The sequence below is a fragment of the Psychroflexus gondwanensis ACAM 44 genome (assembly GCF_000355905.1).
Taxonomy (GTDB): Bacteria; Bacteroidota; Bacteroidia; order Flavobacteriales; family Flavobacteriaceae; genus Psychroflexus; species Psychroflexus gondwanensis.
Genome location: NZ_APLF01000024.1, coordinates 1 through 22,351 on the forward strand (window position 1 = coordinate 1; position 22,351 = coordinate 22,351).

General features: G+C 35.7%; 16 protein-coding genes. 11 read left to right on the forward strand and 5 right to left on the reverse strand.

Annotated features, from left to right (window positions below; all coding sequences use genetic code 11):
- The first annotated feature begins 143 nt into the window (after positions 1 to 143).
- The 4 genes from PGOND44_RS14235 (at position 144) to PGOND44_RS14250 (ending at position 3,485) form a co-directional block, all read left to right on the forward strand.
- Complete coding sequence (locus PGOND44_RS14235) at positions 144 to 779, forward strand: sulfotransferase family protein (RefSeq protein ID WP_003444735.1); 636 nt, start codon at positions 144 to 146, stop codon at positions 777 to 779.
- Between the two features lie 126 nt (positions 780 to 905).
- Complete coding sequence (locus PGOND44_RS14240) at positions 906 to 1,169, forward strand: Rid family hydrolase (protein ID WP_003444743.1); 264 nt, start codon at positions 906 to 908, stop codon at positions 1,167 to 1,169.
- A 350-nt stretch (positions 1,170 to 1,519) separates the two neighbouring features.
- Positions 1,520 to 2,284, forward strand: coding sequence for a hypothetical protein (locus tag PGOND44_RS14245; RefSeq protein ID WP_003444747.1), 765 nt, complete (start codon positions 1,520 to 1,522; stop codon positions 2,282 to 2,284).
- 493 nt (positions 2,285 to 2,777) lie between these two features.
- Positions 2,778 to 3,485: a ZIP family metal transporter gene (locus tag PGOND44_RS14250; protein ID WP_003444749.1), complete on the forward strand. Its 708-nt coding sequence runs from the start codon at positions 2,778 to 2,780 to the stop codon at positions 3,483 to 3,485.
- A gap of 193 nt (positions 3,486 to 3,678) precedes the next feature.
- Here PGOND44_RS14250 and PGOND44_RS14255 read toward each other — a convergent pair whose 3' ends face one another.
- Positions 3,679 to 5,208 (reverse strand): hypothetical protein, encoded by a 1,530-nt coding sequence (locus tag PGOND44_RS14255; RefSeq protein WP_003444751.1) that lies wholly within the window; start codon positions 5,206 to 5,208, stop codon positions 3,679 to 3,681.
- Positions 5,209 to 6,474: 1,266 nt separating this feature from the next.
- Between PGOND44_RS14255 and PGOND44_RS14260 the strand changes: the two genes are divergently transcribed.
- A complete protein-coding gene (locus tag PGOND44_RS14260) occupies positions 6,475 to 7,464 on the forward strand; it encodes a lipoate--protein ligase (RefSeq protein WP_003444754.1) in 990 nt (329 codons plus the stop codon).
- Here PGOND44_RS14260 and PGOND44_RS14265 read toward each other — a convergent pair.
- Positions 7,461 to 8,024: a DUF6642 family protein gene (locus PGOND44_RS14265; RefSeq protein ID WP_003444756.1), complete on the reverse strand. Its 564-nt coding sequence runs from the start codon at positions 8,022 to 8,024 to the stop codon at positions 7,461 to 7,463. The two genes, PGOND44_RS14260 and PGOND44_RS14265, sit on opposite strands and share 4 nt — an antisense overlap.
- Before the next feature lie 154 nt (positions 8,025 to 8,178).
- Between PGOND44_RS14265 and PGOND44_RS16110 the strand changes: the two genes are divergently transcribed.
- Positions 8,179 to 8,352: a helix-turn-helix domain-containing protein gene (locus PGOND44_RS16110; RefSeq protein WP_201764735.1), complete on the forward strand. Its 174-nt coding sequence runs from the start codon at positions 8,179 to 8,181 to the stop codon at positions 8,350 to 8,352.
- 193 nt (positions 8,353 to 8,545) lie between these two features.
- Here PGOND44_RS16110 and PGOND44_RS14270 read toward each other — a convergent pair whose 3' ends face one another.
- Together PGOND44_RS14270 and PGOND44_RS15625 are read right to left on the reverse strand one after the other, a co-directional pair.
- A complete protein-coding gene (locus PGOND44_RS14270) occupies positions 8,546 to 9,064 on the reverse strand; it encodes a hypothetical protein (RefSeq protein WP_003444758.1) in 519 nt (172 codons plus the stop codon).
- The gene (locus tag PGOND44_RS15625) at positions 9,064 to 9,240 is read right to left on the reverse strand and encodes a hypothetical protein (RefSeq protein ID WP_155943849.1); all 177 of its coding nucleotides are present in this window, start codon (positions 9,238 to 9,240) and stop codon (positions 9,064 to 9,066) included. The genes PGOND44_RS14270 and PGOND44_RS15625 overlap by 1 nt, the downstream gene beginning before the upstream one ends.
- Positions 9,241 to 9,476: 236 nt before the next feature.
- Here PGOND44_RS15625 and PGOND44_RS14275 point away from each other — a divergent pair, with 236 nt between their 5' ends.
- A complete protein-coding gene (locus PGOND44_RS14275) occupies positions 9,477 to 11,948 on the forward strand; it encodes a T9SS type A sorting domain-containing protein (protein WP_003444760.1) in 2,472 nt (823 codons plus the stop codon).
- Between the two features lie 44 nt (positions 11,949 to 11,992).
- On the opposite strand, the gene PGOND44_RS14280 is transcribed toward PGOND44_RS14275, so the two are convergent.
- Positions 11,993 to 12,724 carry an SOS response-associated peptidase gene (locus PGOND44_RS14280; RefSeq protein ID WP_003444761.1) on the reverse strand — a complete coding sequence of 244 codons (732 nt, stop codon included), beginning with the start codon at positions 12,722 to 12,724 and terminating at the stop codon, positions 11,993 to 11,995.
- A gap of 319 nt (positions 12,725 to 13,043) precedes the next feature.
- Between PGOND44_RS14280 and PGOND44_RS14285 the strand changes: the two genes are divergently transcribed.
- The 4 genes from PGOND44_RS14285 to PGOND44_RS14300 all read left to right on the forward strand — a co-directional run bounded on the left by PGOND44_RS14285 (position 13,044) and on the right by PGOND44_RS14300 (position 21,928).
- On the forward strand, positions 13,044 to 16,691 hold the full coding sequence (locus tag PGOND44_RS14285) for an ExeM/NucH family extracellular endonuclease (protein ID WP_003444763.1): 3,648 nt from the start codon (positions 13,044 to 13,046) through the stop codon (positions 16,689 to 16,691).
- 951 nt (positions 16,692 to 17,642) lie between these two features.
- Positions 17,643 to 18,926: a hypothetical protein gene (locus PGOND44_RS14290; RefSeq protein WP_003444765.1), complete on the forward strand. Its 1,284-nt coding sequence runs from the start codon at positions 17,643 to 17,645 to the stop codon at positions 18,924 to 18,926.
- Between the two features lie 457 nt (positions 18,927 to 19,383).
- Positions 19,384 to 20,064, forward strand: a complete 681-nt coding sequence (locus PGOND44_RS14295) for a hypothetical protein (protein WP_003444767.1) — start codon at positions 19,384 to 19,386, stop codon at positions 20,062 to 20,064.
- Positions 20,065 to 20,470: 406 nt separating this feature from the next.
- A complete protein-coding gene (locus PGOND44_RS14300; protein WP_236612007.1) occupies positions 20,471 to 21,928 on the forward strand; it encodes an alpha/beta hydrolase in 1,458 nt (485 codons plus the stop codon).
- Positions 21,929 to 22,351 lie beyond the last annotated feature (423 nt).

The following is a 22,351-nucleotide window of genomic DNA, read 5'->3' on the forward strand; positions in this document are numbered from 1 at the left end:
TTTGGTTTTTATTTGCTAAATTAGTTGCTTAACCACGCAACTAACCATACACAATCACGTTGTGCGTCATATGAAAAACGACAACAGCAAAGAAAAACGGGAAAGCCGAAACCCGATTAAAGTAGGCACCAAAAATTATTATTATGAAATTGAAAGTCATTGGATTTGGCCTTGGCAGAACCGGAACCTATTCGTTAAAAACAGCACTGGAAGAACTACAACTTGGACCTTGCCACCACATGGAGCGTGTGGCTCAAAACATGTCAGTTCAACTGCCTCTATGGAATGAGGCATTGAATAATCCGACCAACTTTGAAGCTGTTTATGAAGGTATGCAAAGCGCGGTTGATTGGCCTACCGCTGCCTTTTACAAAGAGCTGCATACAAATTATCCGAATGCTAAGTTTATTTTAACACACCGAAGCAAAGAGTCATGGGCAGAAAGCTTTGGTTCTACTATCTACAAACTGCTTACCGACCGGGAAAACGCACCTGCTCCAGTTCAGGAATGGCTCAATATGGTGGTGAAGGTTATTGAAAAATCAGGTTTTTCAATGGGCCTTGATTTCGACGGCCTGGCAGAAAGATATGAAGCACATAATAAAGCAGTCCGGGATTTGATCCCACCCGAGCAACTACTGGTATATCAGGTAAAGGAAGGATGGGAACCTTTGTGCAAGTTTTTGAACGTAGAGGCCCCCACAACGGAGTTTCCTCGCACCAATAACCGAGAAGAATTCTGGGATTTGGTGAACGCTTCCACAAAGCCAAAATCTTGATGCTGGTCAGTTACTAGGAAACCTGGTTTGATAAGGCATTCATAGGCACTAACAACTATAACTATCAAACCTGAATACTTCCTGCTACGCCCCGAAATCGAAAAAGCCTACGGATAATCTCACGCTGTGAAAATCGGAAACAGCACTAAAGTATCTGGAGCCGTGAGTATGGACGATGAAGGTAATCCAACCGCAGTAGGAAACTTAGGGCAGCAAATGAAAAATTGCTACACCGATTTAGAGAAAATTTTTGAACACTATGGCTGTACGTTTGATGATGTGGTTGTAGAAAACATCTTCACCGCCGATATGGCACTGTTTCTTAAAATTCTGGATATCGAGCTGAAATCTATACAAAACGATTACCGACTGGCTCGTAGCTTGGCGTAAAAGAATTGGCTTTGCCTGAATTAATGATAGAAATTGAATTAGAAGTGCATAAATCTGAATAAAAGTACGAACGCACAACATCATATAAGAGCAATTGCGTGTGAAGTGGTAAATTCAAGGTTTGTGCATTTATTAAACTTTTGTGGTGGCGGACAGGAAATCGGCTTGAAGTCCGCTACTGCTCTTATACCAACCGTTGAGTGTAATTCCCATATTGCTAAGCCATTGACTTCGCAAGCTAGCGGTAGAGCAGAGATATAGAAAAAAATTAATAAAATATTTGGAATATATCTTATTTTCAAGAGGGTAATAAGAGTTAGTCGGAATATCCATAAAAATATAATTAACACATGATTAGAGTTTTAATATTATTCATTTCACTTATAGGAACACAGAGCCTATTGGCACAGGACTTATTTGAGCTTAAAAACAAGACATTGGTTTACGAAGCATTTTTTATTGAACCAAGTGGAGATACGCTAACAAAGGAAAAAATTGAATTCCAATTTACTTCTAATCCTTGGACATTTAAAAGTCAGGAGGAAGTGAAATTCACTTATTTCACAGATACGATTGCCATTGAGGAATTTGTGCATCCATTTGAGAAGGTTAGAAAAAAACATGAACGAAACCAAAGAAAAAAGGAGCAAAAAAAATCGGGATGGGAAAATTGGACTTGGCTTGATAAAACAGTTATAACTGGATATATTCTAAATGACAGTGTTTTTTGGATACACCCACCAAGAGAAAATCAATACATCTATAATGAAATATCAGGGATGCCTCAAGTAGAATTAAATCAATTATCTATCGGAGGAAATTGGAAGAGTAAGCTTATCATCATGATGGGCTGGTACGATTTCAAAGGAACGGTAGAGTCGAAATATAAAGTAAAAGGAAAAGCGCCATATAAAAATAAAGGTGTATCTGTATCAGAGGCTTGGGAGATAGAAGCCAGTCATTCTCATTCAAAGTTGGGAGAATCGCAATCAAGAATCATCTTTGACGAAAAGCAATTTGGTTTCCTTAAGTTTGATAATTCATTTTATGATGGAAGAAGAATAGTGATTAGTCTAATAGAAATAAAAACTACACCCAACACTAAATATGATTAATGGCGTGCAATGCGATGATTCAATAAAATGTAGCTTAATTAGAATGTAGCAATATGGGGATAGATTTCAGGTTTAAAACCGCCACTACACAGATTCTTAACGTTAACATTCATTGGAGGGACGCAACCGAAAACACTAAAAAGATAAAACCATGGGAACATTTTTTAATAAAAGCACTAAAAAAATAACAGGAATAACTTTAGCAATCATACTTTTCGCTCTGTTGATTTTAAAGTTTGCATTTAAGTAAAATATTTTTTGAAAATTAAATGAAAATTAGGGCGAAATCGTTACTAATTTAAAAACTAAGAATTTTAAAAACATAATTAATTAATAGGTCAGGTCGTCCATATCTGCAATAAACTTTAATTTCAAAAACGAAGTAACTGCTAACTTTATAACTGGATTATTAAAAGATCCCGAAGAACTAGTCTGGGTACTGAAAGTAAAAATTGTTGTGTTTTAATAAACATATTTAAAATCACTTAAACTTTTGCTACAAAAAATCATTTTATTTTCAGGACTTGCTGGAGTCACAGTATTCATTGGTGGGCTTCTAGCCAAGTATTTTAACCACCATGTTAAGGAAACACCAGTTAAATATGAATTAATACACACGTTAATGTCATTTGGTGCAGGTATCATTTTGTCTGCTGTTACTTTGGTATTAATTCCTAAAGGGATGGAAGAATTGAAAGTTTTACCTATGGCATTATCTTTTGGAGGAGGTGTGATTATCTTTTTACTAATTGATCGCTATTTAGCTAAGAAAGTAGGAAAAAATGCAACCTTGTTAGCCATGTTGATGGATTTTATTCCAGAGTCTATTGCCTTAGGAGCCACATTTGCCATAGAACCAAACTTGGCCATTTTATTAGCAGTTTTTATAGGTCTTCAAAATTTACCGGAGGCTTTTAATGCTTACAGAGATTTAATATTAAGTGGTTTTACAGAAAAAAAGACCCTTATAATATTTTTCTTTTTAAGTTTTTTCGGAATTGGAGGCGCTTTAATTGGACATTATTTTTTGACTGATTTTCCAGTAATTACTGCTCAACTCATGACGTTTTCTAGTGGAGGTATACTGTATTTATTAATAAATGATATAATACCCGAGAGTAAATTGGAAAATAATTATCTCACATCACTTGGCGCAACTCTTGGTTTTTTGGTAGGAATCGTAGGCGAAAAGATCATTTAGGAATAATAAAATGAAAGATTTCTTTACCACACATAGAGTCTTTTGTCTTTTGGGTTTAGCGCACCTATTTTTTGCCCAAGTTATTTGATTTTCTATAAAAAAAGAAGGCTACTAAAAAAGTAGCCTTCAATTTTCTTTAAAGAGACTTTTCTTGCAGCCTCTTCTTTAATCTATCGTCTTGCCCTATTTCTAATTAAGGCGTGCAATTTACATATAAAAGCGCGGGGGCGGTAGGATCGAAATTAGTTTCGAAATTATTTCCATACACAGTTCTTATGTCAACACCTTCTTGAACCCATTTCCAGTCCATATCGGTTATTAATCCATTTCGCATTACATCACCACCTTTTATGAAAGTGGATGGAGGAAAAATATTTCCAATAGTCAAATCATAATTGGAACCGCCTCCAGTTACATCTAGATTGGCATCGAAAGGATTGAGTAGATAAAAAGTAAAATCGACTGGTGCAGCTTCAATAGTAATGGTTTTTACAATACCAGAACCAGTAGCCCCATTACAACGGGTATTTATGAAGTTTCCAGCTGGGGTAAATGCTTGGTTTGTATCTGCATAAACTTCAACCTCTGTATTCCCACCTATTTCGGCTACAGCACCAGCACCTGAAATAGTATAACCTGTACCAGGTAACCAAAATTTGAAAGCATGTGCATAGCCACCACCTCTTGCCACTGGCTCAAATCTGAAGTTTAAGAAGCCTGTATTGATATCAGTAAAAGACGTTGTGTTTATAACAAAATCGTTGTAATCAGCATCGTTACTACTTTCTTCGCCATCGCTACCTCTAAGGTCCTCCCAAGCAATATTGTAGGAGTTACTGAATACGTCAAAATCTCCAGCACAATTTTCGTTTAAGTGTAGGTAACCTTCTTCAGCATTGATCATATCAACTCTGTCTAACGGCATAGTTCCTTGGAATGGAACACCATTTACAAATAGCTCTATAAAATAAGACTGATCTTCAGTAGCTATGCTAGAGTCATAAGGAAATTTCAAGCAAAGAAGTTCGTTAGACTCATCTTCACTATTAAAATCGCCATCAGCTGATCCACTCCAGATTAAATCTTCTTCAGAAGTTTCATTTTCATTTGGATAAATAAAAGCCTCTATAGTAGCGACTTCATGTCCATTTTCAGGATCACAGAAGTTAGCAAATATGCATAGATTTTTTACTTCCTTTATAGTTATATCCCAAAAAACAAAACCAAATTGAGGTGGTGTGAAATCTTCCACACAAAGTACTTCCAAATCGTATTCAATTTTTCTGAAGTTTTCTACAGTAACAGTAAAAGGTAACGGCGTATTAACAAACGGACCGAATTCACTATCTGCGTTAGGTGTAGCGTAGAGAGGATTATCATCTGCATCATAAAGTTGAGAACTAGTTACTTCATAGTCACCTGGTGGAAGCTCTATCAGTTCTGTTTTGATACTACTTCCCCACTCCTTAAGGTCGATGGTGTAGCTAACTCCACCCATTTCAATTACAGCATAAGAAGCTAAAGTTATATCACAAGATTCAAAGGTCTGGTCACCATCTTTAGAATCACCACTTTTGCCATTGCTTACTCTATCACCGGTAAATAAAAATTCAACACCGCCTTGTTCTTGTTCTATTCCATCAGAATCTTGATCGCAGGAATACATAAAAATCATCGCAATACAAGCTGTAAAGAGACTGAAAGTTTTTAATAAATTTTTCATAATTCTATTATTTTATAAGTTTTTAAAATTCTAATTAAGTAGTTCTAACATTACTTTTGTTCGTAGGAGATCTAATGTGCGTTTCCATTTTTTATGTTTTTAATTTGTGATAAATTTAGGATTAGAAATTAATCTTTAAATAAATTTTAACACGAAATACTAGATTTAGCAATTTTTCGATATAATTTTAAACTACTGTAAACTAGACATCTATTAATGAAATTATAAGTAAAATCAATGTAGAGACACTATAAATGCATTTTCAAAATCTTAAAAAAATAGACTAAATACGTTGAAAACTTTTTTTAGTTTTTAACTTTTTGTTAGCAAAAAAAAACACTAATAGTTCATTAAATGAAATTCTCATTTTTTTTTAAAAAATTGTGAACTTATATAATCCTCTTATTGCTTAAGGATCATTTTTTTGAAGCAAACCAAATAAATTTAAGTGGTGGAATAAATTTTTTCAGCAGCTTTTATATTCACCCATTGATAAGCTGCTGATTTATGCAAAAGGAGGTTTTTAAAGCCTTATTTTCACCCTAGACTTTCATTTCCTCATCCTTTACCCTATCCAAAATCTCTTCTACATCAGAATTGACTTTAGGATAATAGAAATCCCTACTATTTGGATGTTAGCTAAGGTGATCTTCATCAAAGTGAGCGTCTAAAAGATCAGCGATCGCCTCTTTCTCTAAGTCAATATCCAGCTATATCTTGACTTTCTCAATATCTGAACTAGTGAACTGCCGATTCTTTTTGTTATGGATGTTTTACAAACAAGGGGTATTACTCTTGAGTTTGATAGTATAGGTGACTTTATTTTCTATGCGGATGTATAGAAAATAAAGATATACAGAGTCTTTGTCTTAGATTTAAACACAAACCAATAATTTTTCCCTTTGTGAGGCGAGGCCTAAAGACATTTGATGTTCTCTCCTGAAATAGCCTGTGAATCAGAAATATCTAAAACACCGTGACTCGTTATGAATTAGATCCAAGACTTTTTTGTTGGCAAAACGGCTTTCTTTCCCTATCATTTTACCTTTAAAAAGGCATGGAATTCATTTGCGCCGATTAGAGAGAGTCATCTATGCTGTTATCTTCTCTCGGTTTTAGTACTTCATTTAATGAGATGACTATTTCAGTTATTTAAGATTCATAAATATAACATCTCTCAATTTATAAGGTTAAATGCCAAAATAGTATGGGGTTTGGTGGATGAGTTTTATATTAGTATGATTTTAAAAATTAAAATACAATTACATGCTTTGCATACTCAATAAAAGCCTCGACCCCTTTTTCAACCAAGCCACGGAAGACTATTTTCTAAAGAATTTTGAGGAAAACGTTTTTATGCTTTGGCAAAACGACAATACCATTGTAGTAGGAAAGCACCAGAATACTTTGGCTGAAATAAATGTGGATTATGTAAAAGAGAAGGGTGTGAGTGTAGTACGCAGGCTTACAGGTGGCGGTGCGGTTTATCATGACTTGGGCAACCTTAATTATACCTTTATAATGGGATATGGTGATGAAGGCGCTAAAGTAGATTTTAAAAAATACAATCAGCCTATTATAGATGTGCTATCCCAACTTGGTGTGGAAGCTAATTTTTCTGGTCGGAATGATATATTAATCGATGGACAGAAGTTTTCGGGAAATGCCGAGCATATTTACCACCAAAAGCAAAGGGTTTTGCACCATGGAACTTTATTATATGCCTCGGAAATACAAGATATATCGGATGCTCTGAACGTAAATCCCTTAAAGTTTGAGGGCAAAGCGCGCAAGTCGGTAAAAAGTAGAGTCACCAATATCTCCAGTCATTTAGATGAGGACATCGGCGTTGAAAAGTTTGGCGAACGTGTATTAAAGCACGTTACACATTTGTATCCCGATGCTGTTCCCTATGAAATCAATGCTTTTGATAAAGCGGCTATTCAAAAACTAGCAGACGAAAAGTACAGCCAGTGGCATTGGAACTATGGATATTCTCCCAACTACAGTTTAAAGAATGGCATAAAAACCCCAGGAGGCTTTGTGGAGGTTCACTTTAATGTGGAAAAAGGAATGATTACCGATTTAGAAATTTTTGGAGATTTCTTTGTTAATAAAGATCTGCAACCACTAATTGAGGATTTGATAGGAAAAGAACATCAGAAAGAGAAACTCCTAGCTGCTTTGCAGGATTTAAAAAGCTCAGACTATTTTAATGCTATTTCTGAAGAAGAATTGGTGCAGGCCTTTTTCTAATAATACAATCTGAAATCGAGTAATTTACAGAGATTATAATGCTTTTGAAACATCGACTCCACGACTTCCGCTAGATCATCATTTTCCTGAAACATACTAAAGAAAACTCTGTCTATTGTAATGGTGCTTGAAATTTTACTAGGGGTAGATCCGTAACCCGAGATAGCTCGTGCGCCAGTAACATCCAAAAAATACTGTGACTCCTCATCGGTGAGATCCAAGACTTTTTGGTTAGCAAAATGTATGACTTTCCCAGTCATTTTACCTTCAAAAAGTTCTGCAATCTCTTCAATGCTATAATAATAGTCATTTAGCAGAATATTGTTCGCCTCCCCTGGAATAACGAGGTAAATAATTTCATAATCTTTAAAGTTATGATCTTCATACAGCAAGTTACTCAAGCTCTCCTCCAATCCCTCTATGGTATCACAAGCTTTATAAATACTCGTAATATCTTGTACTAAAGCAATATCCTCTAAGATTTTTACAACTTCAGTACTTTCCGCAGTATCTATATCTGGAACGGCTTCAAGACAATAAATAAATTTTTCAATTTCCATAACAGTATATTTTCAATTCCTTTTAAGGTAATTAAAATCTCCATTTTGACTGTGTTTAGCAAGTAACTTATTAAAACATTAAGACTATGGTATTCACTTTCCTGAAATAGATTAAAAAATCAACAAGTTTTAGGTACAATAGTCTCCTGTAGTTATGAATGTAGGTAAGTGCATAGCCGAGTTAAGAAAAGAGAATGGTTGGTGGCAAAGCGACTTCGCTAAACAAACTGATATTTCACAAATAATGGTAGGTAAGTACGTGCGTGGCGATGCCATACCATCTATTGAAATCTCTAAAAAATTGCAGACGCCTCTGGGGTTTCGCTAGACTACCTCGTAGGCTTAGGAGTGAGCGGTTTTTTTGACAAAAAAACATTAAAGCAACTACAGGATATGAAGGACCTCGATACAGAGACGCAGAACCTTTTGTTCAGGCTAATCATTACAATGATTAGAGATGCGAAAGCTAAGAAAGCTTATGTATAAAAATAAGCACCAATCTTTTTATCAGCGGTACTAATTTATTTGTTCCATTTTTGTTTTATGTACTCTATAATTTGTTCAAAATCTCCCGAAGTAATTTCACTCTTGTTTATTCGAAGTAGAGGGGATTTTTTGTTTTTTGGAATAAGAAACAGTGTTGAATCCAAAACTGATAGTTTTTTAAAAGAATCAAGTTCAACCCTGTATACCATATGATTCCAAGAATATTCTACACATTCATCTTCAAATAGAATGTACTCCTCTTTGTTTGGTAGAGAATAAGAAGTTTTCTTGATTTCTTTAGATTTTATAAGGTAATGAACAAGCGTATAAAGAAGCATCAAAACTATCCCCCCACCCAGCACGTATGTAAAAAATTCAATTACCTCAGGTATAAAATTTATGATTAATAGTTTATTCAAAATGAACAGAATGAGAATTAAAACATAGGCAAGGAGGTAATAATTAAATATTTTATCGCTCTTTAAATCATTGAACAAATATTTATTCATATCTCTTTGGTAAGGATGCTTATTATAAATAAGTCGAATTTTCATTAGAAAAGTTTTTGATAATAATAATCATACACAGCTGCTGAGCCTCCTGTTCCTATAACCCATTTAGCTCCTTTGCTAAGTCCTAAACCATTCATTGGTGTTAGTGCAGGTTTTTTTTGTAAAGTAATCTTTTCAAGTTGCTCTACCTTTTGGGTTTGAGGGGTATGGAAACACATTGATCATTAATTTTGGTTCAAGATATTAAATTTCAACTATCCATTAGACTGATTTTGTGAATTTGGGTAATAGAATACAGTTTTAGAGAATAATAAAAAGTCCATTGGATAATATGTATGAAAATATTAGTTTAGTTGAAAATAAAAATACGTGCTATATTAGATATACACCCTGTAATAATAATTTGAATAGGGTTTATATAGACATTCTATGTAACTTGAGAAAAATGTTATAGATGAAAAATATATTAGCAATAATTATCACGTTTCTGCTTTTTTCTGAATCATATTCTCAATGTGGTCAATATATTGAAAATAAGATAAGTGCGCTTTCTGATGTTAGATTTTGGGATGAAAATAATGGTTTTGTAATTGGAGGTTCTTCATTACTGACAACCAATAATGGTGGAGTTTCTTGGGTAACATATGAACTTCCTCATTACCAGGCCTTTAGTTATAAACCATTGAATGATATTGAGTTAATTGATTCTAACAAAGCATTTGTTTTTGGTGCAGATGGAATTATTCTTTTCACTGAAAACAAGGGAATAGATTGGGAAAGAAGAATAGGTATTAATGGTCTAGAAAACTTTACAGGAGTCGATTTTATTAATAATGATTTGGGGTATCTAGTTGGTGTAAATGATTATTTAGTCAATGACAAAGCATTTTTGTACAAAACAATTGATGGTGGGGAGACTTGGTTTGAAGTAACATCAAACATTTCTTCAATTGATTATGGAAATTTTAGTCCAAATGATATATTATTTCTAAATGAAAATATTGGTTTTCTTTGGGGAGGCAATGAGTTTTATAAAACTATTGATGGAGGAGAAACATGGCTGGAAGTAAATAATCCATCAAACTCATACATACAAAAATTACAATTTATAGATTCGCAAACTGCATATTTAAGTGGTGGCAATTATATATATAAAACTATAGATGGTGGGAATTCTTGGTCGCAGACAAGTTATTACATTCAGTGGACAACTGGTGCTTTTACTGTAAATAATGATTTTATGTTTTATTCAATTAATGCTTATAGTGGTATTTTGAAAACCAGCATAAACGGAGGTAATGTTGACGAATTTGGTTTGAATCAAGACGGATATGTTACTGATATTCATTTTATTAATAATAATATTGGATTTGCCGTTGGCAAGAAAGAACAAGGCTCACCAAATATGGGAAGATTTATATTTAAAACTATAGATGGAGGAGCAAGCTGGACTCAACTCGATAGTGGTTCACCAAGAGAGGGTAATTCTAATAATGCAACATATTTTAAGAAAATAAATGAAGATGAGTATGTTTACTCTGTAGTTAGTGTAGGTTATTATACTCATTCCTCAATCTTACTTTCTGAAGATAAAGGATCCACTTGGAAAAGAGTATATGAGACTGATGACGTTATTGGTTTTACCTTGTATGCAGAAGATAATTATATCAGTCATTGGAGATATTCTAATCCTAATAATGGAGAAGGATATATTATATCAGAATCCTATGATAAAGGAGCAACGTGGACAGACGGTCCAATTTTAAACATCACTGATTTACCGTCCGATACAAATTATACAGTAGGCAACCTTACTCAGGCATCAGTCAATGACTTATATATTTCTGGTTTTGGAAGCATACATCATTCCACAGATAAAGGCTTAACTTGGAATTTAATTCCAACACCTAGTGACGTAACCACGAGAAAATACCAATTCATTGACGAGAATAATTTTATGTTATATGGAAGTTCTACAAATTCAGGACCAATTATTTACAAAACAAATGACGGTGGAATGACTTGGGATTTTGTAGTACAAATTTCGGGGTATTCACATAATCTGCAATATGATAGATTTGATTTCATTAATCTGAATAAAATTTACTTCTATTCTGGAGGTAAAATTTTCATATATGATATTATCAATCAGAATCTAATTGAAAGAAACACTACTTACTTTATTAATAAAATAAAAGCAATAGATGATGATTCTTTCATGATACTTGATAACAGTGGTAATCTTTATATTTCTCATGATAATGGATTAACTTGGTCACAACGATTTTGGGCAGATTACAATAGTTCTTATCCTAATATATATGTAGAAGATGAAGATAATATTTTCTTATGGGATTATAATTTTATTCAAAACTTAAAAAAATACACCCCTTCTGAACCTGAACTAATATTTGGTAATGAAAATACTTTAATTAATACAGAAGAAGAATATATCATACCTGTTGATTTATTTTCAACAACAGAATGGATACTAGACAGTGGAGGCACATTAATAATAGATAATAACACGAGTTATTATAAAACTAAAGTTTTATGGGAAACAGAAGGATTACATACATTGAAAGTAAAAAAAATAAATGACTGTGGAGAATCTTCATTTACAGAAATTAATATCACCGTAAGCAAAGGATTAAGTGATGAAGATTTTTATGAGAAACAAATTTTAGTTTACCCAAATCCGTTTGATGAAAACATTAACATTGCTATACCCCAAAAACTTGAAAACAAAAAGATTTCTATAACAATTACAAACATATTAGGTCAAATAGTTTATGAAAATCAGCAACATTATTCATCTCAAACAATTGAATTAAATAATATCCCAAAATCAATCAATTCTGGGATTTACTTTATTAAAGTTGAATCAGATAAATTTTATAGGACAAAAAAAATAATCAAAAAATAAAATAACGGGTTGCCGATTCTTTTTGTTATTCCCAGCCACCTCATTCAAACCGTCAACTCCCCATACTCTACCTTATCCAAAATTTCTTCCACATCCGAATTGACTTTGGGGTGAAAGAGATCGGTGCTGACGGTATGGAGGTTAAGTTGGTCTTCATCAAAGTGAGCCTTTAATAGATTTGCAATCCCTTCTTCCTTTAAGCCATTATCCAACCACTCATTGACTTGCTCAGCATTTAAAATAACGGGTTGCCGATTCTTTTTGTTATGGATCTTAGCAAACAAGGGAGAAGCTTCTTGAGTTAGGATGGTAAAGGTGACTTTATTGTCTATGCGGGAGTATAACCCTGCAAGGGATAGAGAGTCTTCTGACTTAGGCTTAAACACAAATGGATACTTTTTCCCTTTGTGATCGTGAGGCTCATAAAAGGCAGAAACAGGAACAATACATCGCTTTGTAAAAATGGACTGTCTATATAAAAAGTGCTCAAAAGCTTTCTCCGCTCTTGCATTAAGCCCCCCTCCAAACTTCACCGCTTCTTTGTAATAGGCTTTTAGCTCACTCACTTTTTTATTTTCTGGAGCAATGCCCCAAGTCGCTGCTGCAAGGACACTGGGCTTCTCTTGCGGGATGATAAGGAGTTGAGAATGTGTAAACCCGTTGATATGGTAACGGGACTGGTCGAATAACTCACGCTGACTTTCATCGCTGAGTTTAACCTTATACTGCTTTTCAAGTTGCTCTACTTTTTGGATTTGAGAGGTATGGAAACACATTAATTAATAATTTTAGTTCAAGATATCAAATTTCTACGGTTCCTTTATCGGGTTTGAAATGTTAACGAGATCTAGGTCTTTGCGAAGACAATAACTTTTTTATCTTATGTTATTTCGATTGATATACAAATGTGATTTAAAGCTAGCTTAACTTCCTAAAACAAAGCTCCTAAACACCTTAATATTATCACTAGGTTAACCTTCTAAAACCTACGAGGTCATTTTATAAATAAAGTATAGTTTTGACAGCAATCACAGCGCTTGCAGTATTATTAGCAAGCTGATATTATTAAAACTAACTAAAATTAAAAGATTAAAAATGAAAAGAAAACTACCCTTGTACTATGTATTAGCCCTTTTTCTTTGTGTCACAGCAAATTATGCACAAACAACTTTAGGGTTTGAAGATTTTGATAACAACTCCTTAAACCTTAGCACTTCTGCCAACGTAGCAGACTACGGAATGGCAGGAGGAACTGGAGGTGATGTTTTTGGTCGAGTAGATGGCCAAGCTGGCGGCAATGGAATGCCGTTTGATGTAGCAGACGATACCGAAGCAGATGTAAGTGGTGCAAGAACGGGAGATAACTTTCCTGGCGACACCTCTGGTCTTGTAGGACAAAATTCTACTGGTTTTTTCGCCTTAAACGATGCGGATGCTGTAGCAGGTCCACCCAACAGCGCCACTTGGACATTTTCTGGTTGGGGTGCTGCAACGCTTAGCTCTATAGAGATAGACTTAGCAGCGATTGGCGATTTTGAAGCTAGTTCTAGCGATGGTTTTTTAATTGAAGCCGCTATTGATGGAGGCGAATTTCAGGAAATTTTTAGAGCAGTAACCAACGAGAACACTTCGAAAACATACCGGGCGTTGGATGGAGGTTTTGTGCCAGACTTAAACGATCCCTTAGAATTGTTTACAGATGGCAGTTTAAGTTCCGCAGGCTTTTTGGATAAATCTGATCCAATAACAGGGGCTTTTGATACGTATACTTCTTCCCTATTCAATGGATTATCAGCTGCTTCGGTTAGCATTCGATTAATCTGGAGTGGTACACCAAGTGGTTCAGAACCTATTGGAATAGACAACATTAGCATCAAAGGAGAAACTAGTACTGTGTTGCCTTTGTTGCTGAGTGAAGTCACCATTACTCCTACTGCTGGTGAATTTATAGAAATTTATAACCCAAATTCAACACCAGTAGATTTAACAGATATATATCTTACCGATGCAACATTTGCAGGAAGTAGCACCTACTATTATAATATTGTTACGGGAACCAACGCTGGCGGCGGAGGCTTCGGAGACTTTTTGGCTCGTTTTCCTACTGGTGCAACAATTGCTGCAGGAGAATACCAGACCATAGCCATTAGCGGTTCTGAAGATTACGATTTAACCTATGGAATTGCTCCAACCTATGAGCTTTATGAAGATGGTGCAACCGCAGATGGTATCCCAGATATGCTAGAAGGACTTTCAGGATCTATAAATAACCAAGGAGGTTTAAGCAATAGCGGTGAAGTAGCGATTCTTTTTTACTGGGATGGTGAAAGTGATCTCGTTACCGATCTCGATTATGTCCTTTGGGGAGATTCTAATGAAGCTGTAGATAAAACAGGAGTTAGTATAGATGGTCCAGATGCAGATGCCTTAGAGAGTACTTACGCCAACGATACACCCCTTGCAAATCAAGTAGTAGTGTCGGCCTCTGGACATGGTAATGGAGATTCATACCAAAGACAAGATCTAACGGAGGGCAGCGAAATATCTGAGGCTGGAAACGGCGTGAATGGCGATGATGAAACCTCTGAAGATTTAAATAACACCTGGTGTACTTCACCCTCTACTGCAGGCTTAGTGAACGATTGTGGAGTAGTCGAACCCCTTACAGTGCTCATCAGCGAAGTACAAGGAAATACAGGAACAAGTCCATTAGTAAAAACGAATGTAACTGTAAATGCTATTGTAATTGGAGATTACCAAGCGGACAACCAGTTAGCTGGATTCTTTATTCAGGAAGAAGATGCAGATGCTGATGCCGACCTGATGACTTCAGAAGGTTTATTTGTGTTTTGCCTAACTTGCCCTGTCGATGTCACTGTTGGAGATCGCGTGGAAGTGTCTGGAAATGTTGTAGAGTCCTTTGGGTCTACCCAAATCGAGGCTACTGGAGATGAAGCTATCAGTATTATCAGTTTTGGAAACACGTTACCTACGCCCGCTCCATTAACACTCCCTGCTCCTGCTGGCACAAACATGGAAGCTACTTACGAAAGTGTAGAAAACATGCTCATCACCTACTCAACAGACCTAGTAGTGAGTGATTATTTCCAACTCGCACGCTATGGCCAATTAGTGCTGACCGCAAATAATAGAGCAAAGCAATTCACAGATGCTAATGAACCAAGTGTTACTGGCTATGCGGCTTATCTTGGAGAAATAGAATCTACACGCGTTATTTTGGATGATGATAATAATATCCAAAACAGCACTACTAGCGGCCCAACCGACGAGTCCTATTTTTGGCCTCGCCCAGGACTCAGCAATACCAACTTAATTCGTGGTGGAGACCAAATAAGCAATCTCACGGGAATTATGCATTGGTCTTTTGCAGGTCAAAATGGTACAAACGCTTGGAGAATTAGACCCGTTTTAGATACGTTTACTTACGACTTTATAAGTACAAATCCAAGAATAGCTTCACCAGAAGATGTAGGAGGAAGCCTAAAAGTAGCCAGCTTCAATGTCTTAAATTACTTTACTACTTTAAATGAAAGAGGAGCGAATTCAACAGCAGAATTAGATCGCCAGCGTGAGAAAATTGCTGCCGCTATTTGTGGTTTGAATGCAGACATTGTTGGCCTTATAGAAATTGAAAACAATGGCACCACTGCTCTTGACGATTTGTTGAATGGTCTTAATGGCATCAATACCCTATGTGGAACTACTTATGTAGCGGTGGATGCTGGAGTTATAGGGACAGACCAAATTGCTGTAGCCTTTATTTATAATACGGCAACTGTGAGTTTAGAAGGGACACCTGCAATCCTAGATGCTTCTGTAGATCCCCGTTTTAATGATAACAAAAACCGTCCTGCTCTAGCGCAAACCTTCAAACAAATTTCTACAGAAGGTATTCTTACTATAGCAGTAAATCACTTAAAATCGAAAGGTTCTTCGTGTTCTGGAGATCCAGATTTAAATGATGGTGCAGGGAACTGCAACCTTACCAGAGCTGAAGCTGCTGCGGCCCTTGTAGATTGGTTAGCGACGGATCCTACTGATAGTGAAGATCCAGATTACTTAATTATAGGGGATTTGAATTCTTATCAAAAGGAAGATCCCATCGATACCATTCTTTTTGGAAGTGATGATATTGAGGGGACTACTGATGACTTTACCGATCTTATTGCAGACTATCAAGGACCAGAGGGTTATGGGTATGTCTTCGATGGACAGTTAGGGAATTTAGATTATGCCTTGTCTACAAAAAGTTTAGCAGATCAAATCACTGGAACTACGGTTTGGCACATCAATGCTGACGAGATAAGTCTTTTTGATTATAATGATGATATCCAAGATCCGTCAGAAGCTTCATTCCAAAGAGAATCTAGTGCGCTTCCTATTTACGAGGCAAATGCTTTTAGAGCCTCAGATCACGATCCCGTGTTGGTAGGTCTAGATTTGGTAAGCTCTACTTTAGCTATAGACGACCTATTTATGGATAACGGCATCATTTTGTTCCCAAACCCTGCTGGTGAGGCTATTACTCTTTTTAACAAAGATAATTCCACTTTACAACAAGCTACTATCAAAGATATAAACGGAAAAACCGTGCAAGTCATAAACCTTTCTGACATGGCTTCTCAAAAACAGTTTGATATTTCCCAACTAGCTGCTGGAGTTTATATTATCACCATTGAAGGAGAACAAAAAATCGTGATAAAACGGATGATAAAGAAGTAATATAGTTTTTTTACTCTTGAAAAGCCGCTCCCAAACAGGAGCGGCTTTTTTATGGTTTATTAAATTAGTTTAGCCTCGCTATTTTCATACAAATTATAATTTCGCCCTCATTTAAATAATAATACACTTTTGTATGTCCATTTTTTATCCTAATGAAAAAATATTACACTTATTGAGCCCGAATTTTTATTACCTCAGCCCTAAAGGGTGCAAAAATTCTAACTTAGTTGAAGATTTTAGAATATCGACACCCTTTAGGGTTGGGGAAAAGCGATATTCGGATTCAATATAAAGTTTAGGTGATATTACGGATATTCATTTATACACTTTAGATAATCGTTATAAGCATACTTTATTCCACTCAACTTATAAGTTTTACGAAGACTAGATTTAAACGAAGAAAAATCGGGTGAAGAACTAAAACAAGAGGCTTTGTTTTATGATAAGCAAGGAGATTTTATAAAGTTTTAGACATGGAACTTTATCTAACAACTGCTCAGAAATAACTGCGAAATTTAAGATTGAAAACTCTTTACTAGCTGGCGCTTAATATACTGCTTCGGCAAGAACTGCAGTAAAGACTTTGCAGAAAACACACTTGCTACTGTGTATGAAGGATAACAGGCCTAAGTTCCTTTATTACTGGTCGCTTTGTTTTTGAGTTTTTGGTAGTTAGATGCAAAGTGATATTTCTTGTTGGACAACTAGACGCAATCCTTGGTTTGGATTCAAAAACGATAATTCTACACAGGTTTAAATTCCTAAGTATCCAGTTATTTTCAAAAAATTACTGTTCCAAGAAAATAAATTTAAATACCTGATTTAAAGCCTTATACACTATTAAAAATACTGCTGCTATCGTATGTTACACAAGCTTTTGATAGTTTGGCATGCTGGTTGAATAGGTATTAGTATCAGTACAAAGAAGTGCTGATATTAATACCTATAATTATGAAAAAGCTATTAACTCTTACACTCGTTTTTCTGTTTGGAATTGGTTTTTCGAATGCAGAAAATAACAGCCGCTACCGTAATTATACCAATAACTTTATTTTTAATCAAAATGGAATCGAGTTTGCTGTATTTCCTGATGGTCAATTTGATTTTAACTATTTGCAAGGTAGAAATGGCACCAATCTTAATGTAAACACTGGAAACCTACAAGTGTCATTCAACACTGGTTATAATTACAACCGCTTCGTTCAGTATGATTCTTATGGCGCTGTTATACAAATAGAAGAAACACCTGTTTTCTATGACTCTTATGGCCGTGTTAATCAGATAGGAGACGTTTTTATAAACTACCGTGGTGGTTATATTAACCGTATAGGTAACATGAATGTTTTCTACAGTAGACCTGGTGTCATCGATTATTATAGCGGATACATTAATGTATATAATAGAAACTATATTTACCAACCATGGCACAATTACTATAGTGTCCCGTTGTTGAATAGATGTATTGTTTACACTACGCCCTACAGATTATCATATTTCCCACTACGCTATGCCTGGTCTTATCACAGAAACTACTGGAATACGCCCTCCTATTATAATGGGTATTATGCGCGATCAAATGTGAGACGAGACTTCTACAGACCTTATGACCGGGTGAATTATAGAAGTTTTGAAAGAGGACAACGCGATGCCCGTGGTAGAGCCGTAGCAGTAAACAATAGGGTGTCGAGAAGCAGACAAGCTATTGCTACCGGAAGAAGTCAAGTGACTAGAAATAATAATAGAAGTACCGCTGCCACTTACAGAACGAGTGAACGTAACACCACTGCTGCAAGTACAAGATCTTCTTCAAGAAATGGAATAAATAGAGAAGCTGTGAACAATAGAAGTGATAGAAGTATCTCGGCTACTGCTAGAAATACTAGAAGCACATCGAGATCTGCAACACTAAACGCAGGTGATAAGAGAACAAAACATTCAGCTACACCTAGAGCTAATAGAAACACAAATGCTAAGGTTGGTAACAGAGTGAACCGTTCAGAAAAAGCAGTGACTCGTAATAGTAGAATCAATAGCAGAGAACAGGTTACAAGATCAACTCGCCATACAACTCCAAGGAGAAGTAAGGCGACTACAAGATCATCAGACAGAAATAACACTGCTGTAAATTCGAAAAATGCTACGTCGAGAAATACGCAAGCTAGAAGCTCTAGAACAAGCTCCAATAGAAACGCAAATCGTTCAACTGGCTCAAAAAGAAGTCATAAAAGAGGATAATATTTATAAAATTACTGAAAAGTCGCTCCCAAATAGGAGCGGCTTTTTTTATATCTATAAACGCTATTATTCATAGTGTATGCCCGTTATCATCCCTAAACATTAATTACCAATCGAATACCACTTTGCCCTCCATATAATTATCGTGACTAAAGGGGTGGCGTTATTCTTAAACCAGCAACTGACTTAGGATTTTCGCTCCCTTTGGGGGCGAGGTAATAAAAATTTGAAAACCTCATGTGAGGATTTTTAATCACTAGGACAGAAAACGGACACGCCATTTTTGATTACTTGGTTAAATCAGAAGGTTTTAAAAAGGAAATAATGAGTTTAATGAAATAAAAAACGATTTACTTTAAAAAAAACAATGCTATCTTAGTAATAAATTAGAGTTTTAATCAACGCAGCAAACCATCTGCTATTTAGAATAGTATAACCGACTAAAAAAAATAAAAGCATGAAACGTATAATTACAGCATTTGTTTTTACAGGACTATTGATTTCTTGTAATAGCTCAGACAAAACAGAAACCTCACTACAGGAACCCTCTGCAGCGGAAACTGTAACAGAAAGCACATCGAATGGTATCGATAAACAATTAAAGGCTATTGATACCGATGAGGCTTTAATCGCAACAGCATTAATGGCTGCTCCCGAAGAAAGTAGATCGGGATGTAAGGTTATTGGATATAACATGAAAGGTGAATTTGTAACGATGAGGGAAGGCGATAATGAATTTATAGTGCTTGCAGATAATCCTAATCAGGAGGGATTTAGTGCCTCATGTTATCACAAAGACCTCGAACCCTTTATGGCAAGAGGGAGAGCCTTAAGAGCAGAAGGAAAGTCAGCAAAAGAAATCTATGATACCCGGGAAGCAGAGATGAAATCAGGTCAGCTTAATATACCTACTGGATCGACATTGCACGTCTACTCTGGGGCAAACACCCTATATGACTCTGAAACCTCAAAAGTTGAAGGAGCCCAACTCCGCTATGTGGTATATCTGCCTTGGGCTACATCAGAATCTACCGGTTTGCCAAAAGTGCCAACCGCCTCAAACCATCCTTGGCTTATGAATCCCGGAACACATAGAGCACACATTATGATTTCACCTTTAGCAGAAAATCGGGAGTAGCTTTAAGTAGGAATTAAAATAAATTTTAACTTGATAACTAACAGTAAGACCAACGGGTTTTTAAACGGCAGAGAAACATAATAAAAGCTTGTTTTAACTATCCTTCAACTCCTGCCAACGATAAAAGACTTGTTTTCAAAAGCGCGGCCAAAGGGTCTTAAAAATTACCGTTGTTCATTAAACTCAAAATTTAGCGATGAATAGATAGCCCCTAGGATAAAATATAGAGATGTGCTAGTTTAGATGACAATTAAAAAAAACCTTTATAGACATATGCCCTATACTAAAGATTTGAAAAGGTTTATGTGGGGTATTATCATTAATTTAAACAAATATGACTAAAACACTAAGTATTCTGCTGTTCTCCTTTTTGTTTTTTTCCTCTTTTGGGCAAAATAAAAAAGATATGTCCTTTAAACTTTCCATCGCACCAGAAATGCAAGACTCCTTTGAAGGCACGGGTAAATTAATGGTTTATATCACATTAAAAAGCAACAGACAGCCCATAAGTTTTTCGGCAAATCAAGATAGCACTTGGGTTTTCGGTCTCAATGTAAAAAATTGGAAAAAAGATGAAATATTGGAAATAGATTCAAATACCAGTTGGACATCTACTGCAAATTGGACATTAAATAACATTCCGTTTAAGACCTATTACCTTCAAGTTCGCTGGGATGAATCTAAAATAGAAAATCGTGCAGAACATCCGCATAGCATGTTTACAAAAGCAGTAAAGTTAACAAATGAAAAATCTCAAGAAATTTCAGCAGAATTTGATGAAGGTGGTGAGAAATCTACCCTGGTTGAACATGATCTAATAAAGAAATTTACACTAGAAAGTCAAGTGCTCTCTCAATGGTGGGATAAATCCACTAGTATTAATGCTGCTGTGCTCCTTCCATCAGGTTATGCAGATAATCCTAAAAAGAAATATCCTGTTTGCTATAGTATTGGAGGTTATGGTTCGAGATATACGCGAGTTAATCAAATAGTCCAAGATTCAACCATGCAAACCTGGTGGACATCGAAAGATGCTCCACAAATCATAACAGTATTCCTAGATGGTTATGGACAGTTTGGCGACTCTTATCAGCTTAATTCTGAAAACAATGGACCCTATGGCAGCGCATTGATTGAAGAAATTATTCCTGAAATTGACAAAACATATAGAACAGAAGGTACTTCGGAAGCTCGTTTTACCGCTGGTTGTTCAACAGGTGGTTGGGTTTCTTTAGCATTACAGTTATACTATCCTGATGATTTTGGCGGCTGTTTTTCTTACAGTGCAGACCCCGTATCCTTCTACAAAATGCAACTCATCAACATCTACGAGAATAAAAATGCCTTTTATAACGACAATTCAATAGAACGCCCGAGTAAAAGAAATACAATGGGAGAACCTGAGTTTAGCATTAAAAAAGAAGTTCAGACGGAAAATGTTGAAGGATATACCAATTCTTACATCACCTCTCGAAATCAATGGGGAGGGTGGAATGCGGTATATAGTCCAAGAGACAAAAATGGTTTACCTATGCCCCTATTTGATCCCATTACCGGAACTATTGATCCAACCGTTGCAGAACATTGGAAAAAATACGACCTGCTAAAATATGCACAAGAGAACTGGTCGGAACTAGGGCCAAAAATTCAAGGGAAGATTCACATCTGGATGGGTGATATGGATAATTATTATTTGAATAATGCTATGCGTGATTTTGACAGTTATTTGAGGTCTACCACCAATCCTAAATCTGATGCAGAAATTTTATTTTCACCGACTTGCGGACATTGCGAAAACTATTCAATAAGAACCTATTTGGAGGCCATTGAAAAACAAATAATAACAAAACCTAAGCAGTATTAAAACGAGCGTTGAGCCAACAAGTTCTCGCCCCTACTCCACGCCACTAACCTTAAACAAGAACGTTGTATGTCATTGGAGAAACCAATCCTAAATTCAATAATTCAAAGCAACAAATGTTTGCTATTACTACTCGCTTATCTTACTCGAAATGTAGTTTTTTGAAAATAAAGGGGAGTATGCTGAATGGATTTATAACTAAATTCTATTAAAACAAAGCTGAAAAATACATTATATCAGTATTTGATACTAAATCATATCGAATTAAAGAGGGTAAGAAAAATATTGAAATGTTGTACCTATGTTGTACCCAACCCATAAAAAAAAGCCTCACATTTCTGTGAAGCTTTTCTTAGTAGCGGGGACCCGCCTACCTGTTCCAGTAGGACGGGCAGGCTGGACTCCCTTCGACTCCGTTGCACTTCG

What these genes read in the sequence shown, in the direction of transcription:
- PGOND44_RS14235 (WP_003444735.1), top strand. Translation starts at nt 144, where the DNA reads ATGAAATTGAAAGTCATTGGATTTGGCCTTGGCAGAACCGGAACCTAT.
- PGOND44_RS14245 (WP_003444747.1), top strand. Translation starts at nt 1,520, where the DNA reads ATGATTAGAGTTTTAATATTATTCATTTCACTTATAGGAACACAGAGC.
- PGOND44_RS14255 (WP_003444751.1), bottom strand. Translation starts at nt 5,208, where the DNA reads ATGAAAAATTTATTAAAAACTTTCAGTCTCTTTACAGCTTGTATTGCG.
- PGOND44_RS14260 (WP_003444754.1), top strand. Translation starts at nt 6,475, where the DNA reads ATGCTTTGCATACTCAATAAAAGCCTCGACCCCTTTTTCAACCAAGCC.
- PGOND44_RS14265 (WP_003444756.1), bottom strand. Translation starts at nt 8,024, where the DNA reads ATGGAAATTGAAAAATTTATTTATTGTCTTGAAGCCGTTCCAGATATA.
- PGOND44_RS16110 (WP_201764735.1), top strand. Translation starts at nt 8,179, where the DNA reads ATGAATGTAGGTAAGTGCATAGCCGAGTTAAGAAAAGAGAATGGTTGG.
- PGOND44_RS14270 (WP_003444758.1), bottom strand. Translation starts at nt 9,064, where the DNA reads ATGAAAATTCGACTTATTTATAATAAGCATCCTTACCAAAGAGATATG.
- PGOND44_RS15625 (WP_155943849.1), bottom strand. Translation starts at nt 9,240, where the DNA reads ATGTGTTTCCATACCCCTCAAACCCAAAAGGTAGAGCAACTTGAAAAG.
- PGOND44_RS14275 (WP_003444760.1), top strand. Translation starts at nt 9,477, where the DNA reads ATGAAAAATATATTAGCAATAATTATCACGTTTCTGCTTTTTTCTGAA.
- PGOND44_RS14280 (WP_003444761.1), bottom strand. Translation starts at nt 12,724, where the DNA reads ATGTGTTTCCATACCTCTCAAATCCAAAAAGTAGAGCAACTTGAAAAG.
- PGOND44_RS14285 (WP_003444763.1), top strand. Translation starts at nt 13,044, where the DNA reads ATGAAAAGAAAACTACCCTTGTACTATGTATTAGCCCTTTTTCTTTGT.
- PGOND44_RS14290 (WP_003444765.1), top strand. Translation starts at nt 17,643, where the DNA reads ATGAAAAAGCTATTAACTCTTACACTCGTTTTTCTGTTTGGAATTGGT.
- PGOND44_RS14295 (WP_003444767.1), top strand. Translation starts at nt 19,384, where the DNA reads ATGAAACGTATAATTACAGCATTTGTTTTTACAGGACTATTGATTTCT.
- PGOND44_RS14300 (WP_236612007.1), top strand. Translation starts at nt 20,471, where the DNA reads ATGTCCTTTAAACTTTCCATCGCACCAGAAATGCAAGACTCCTTTGAA.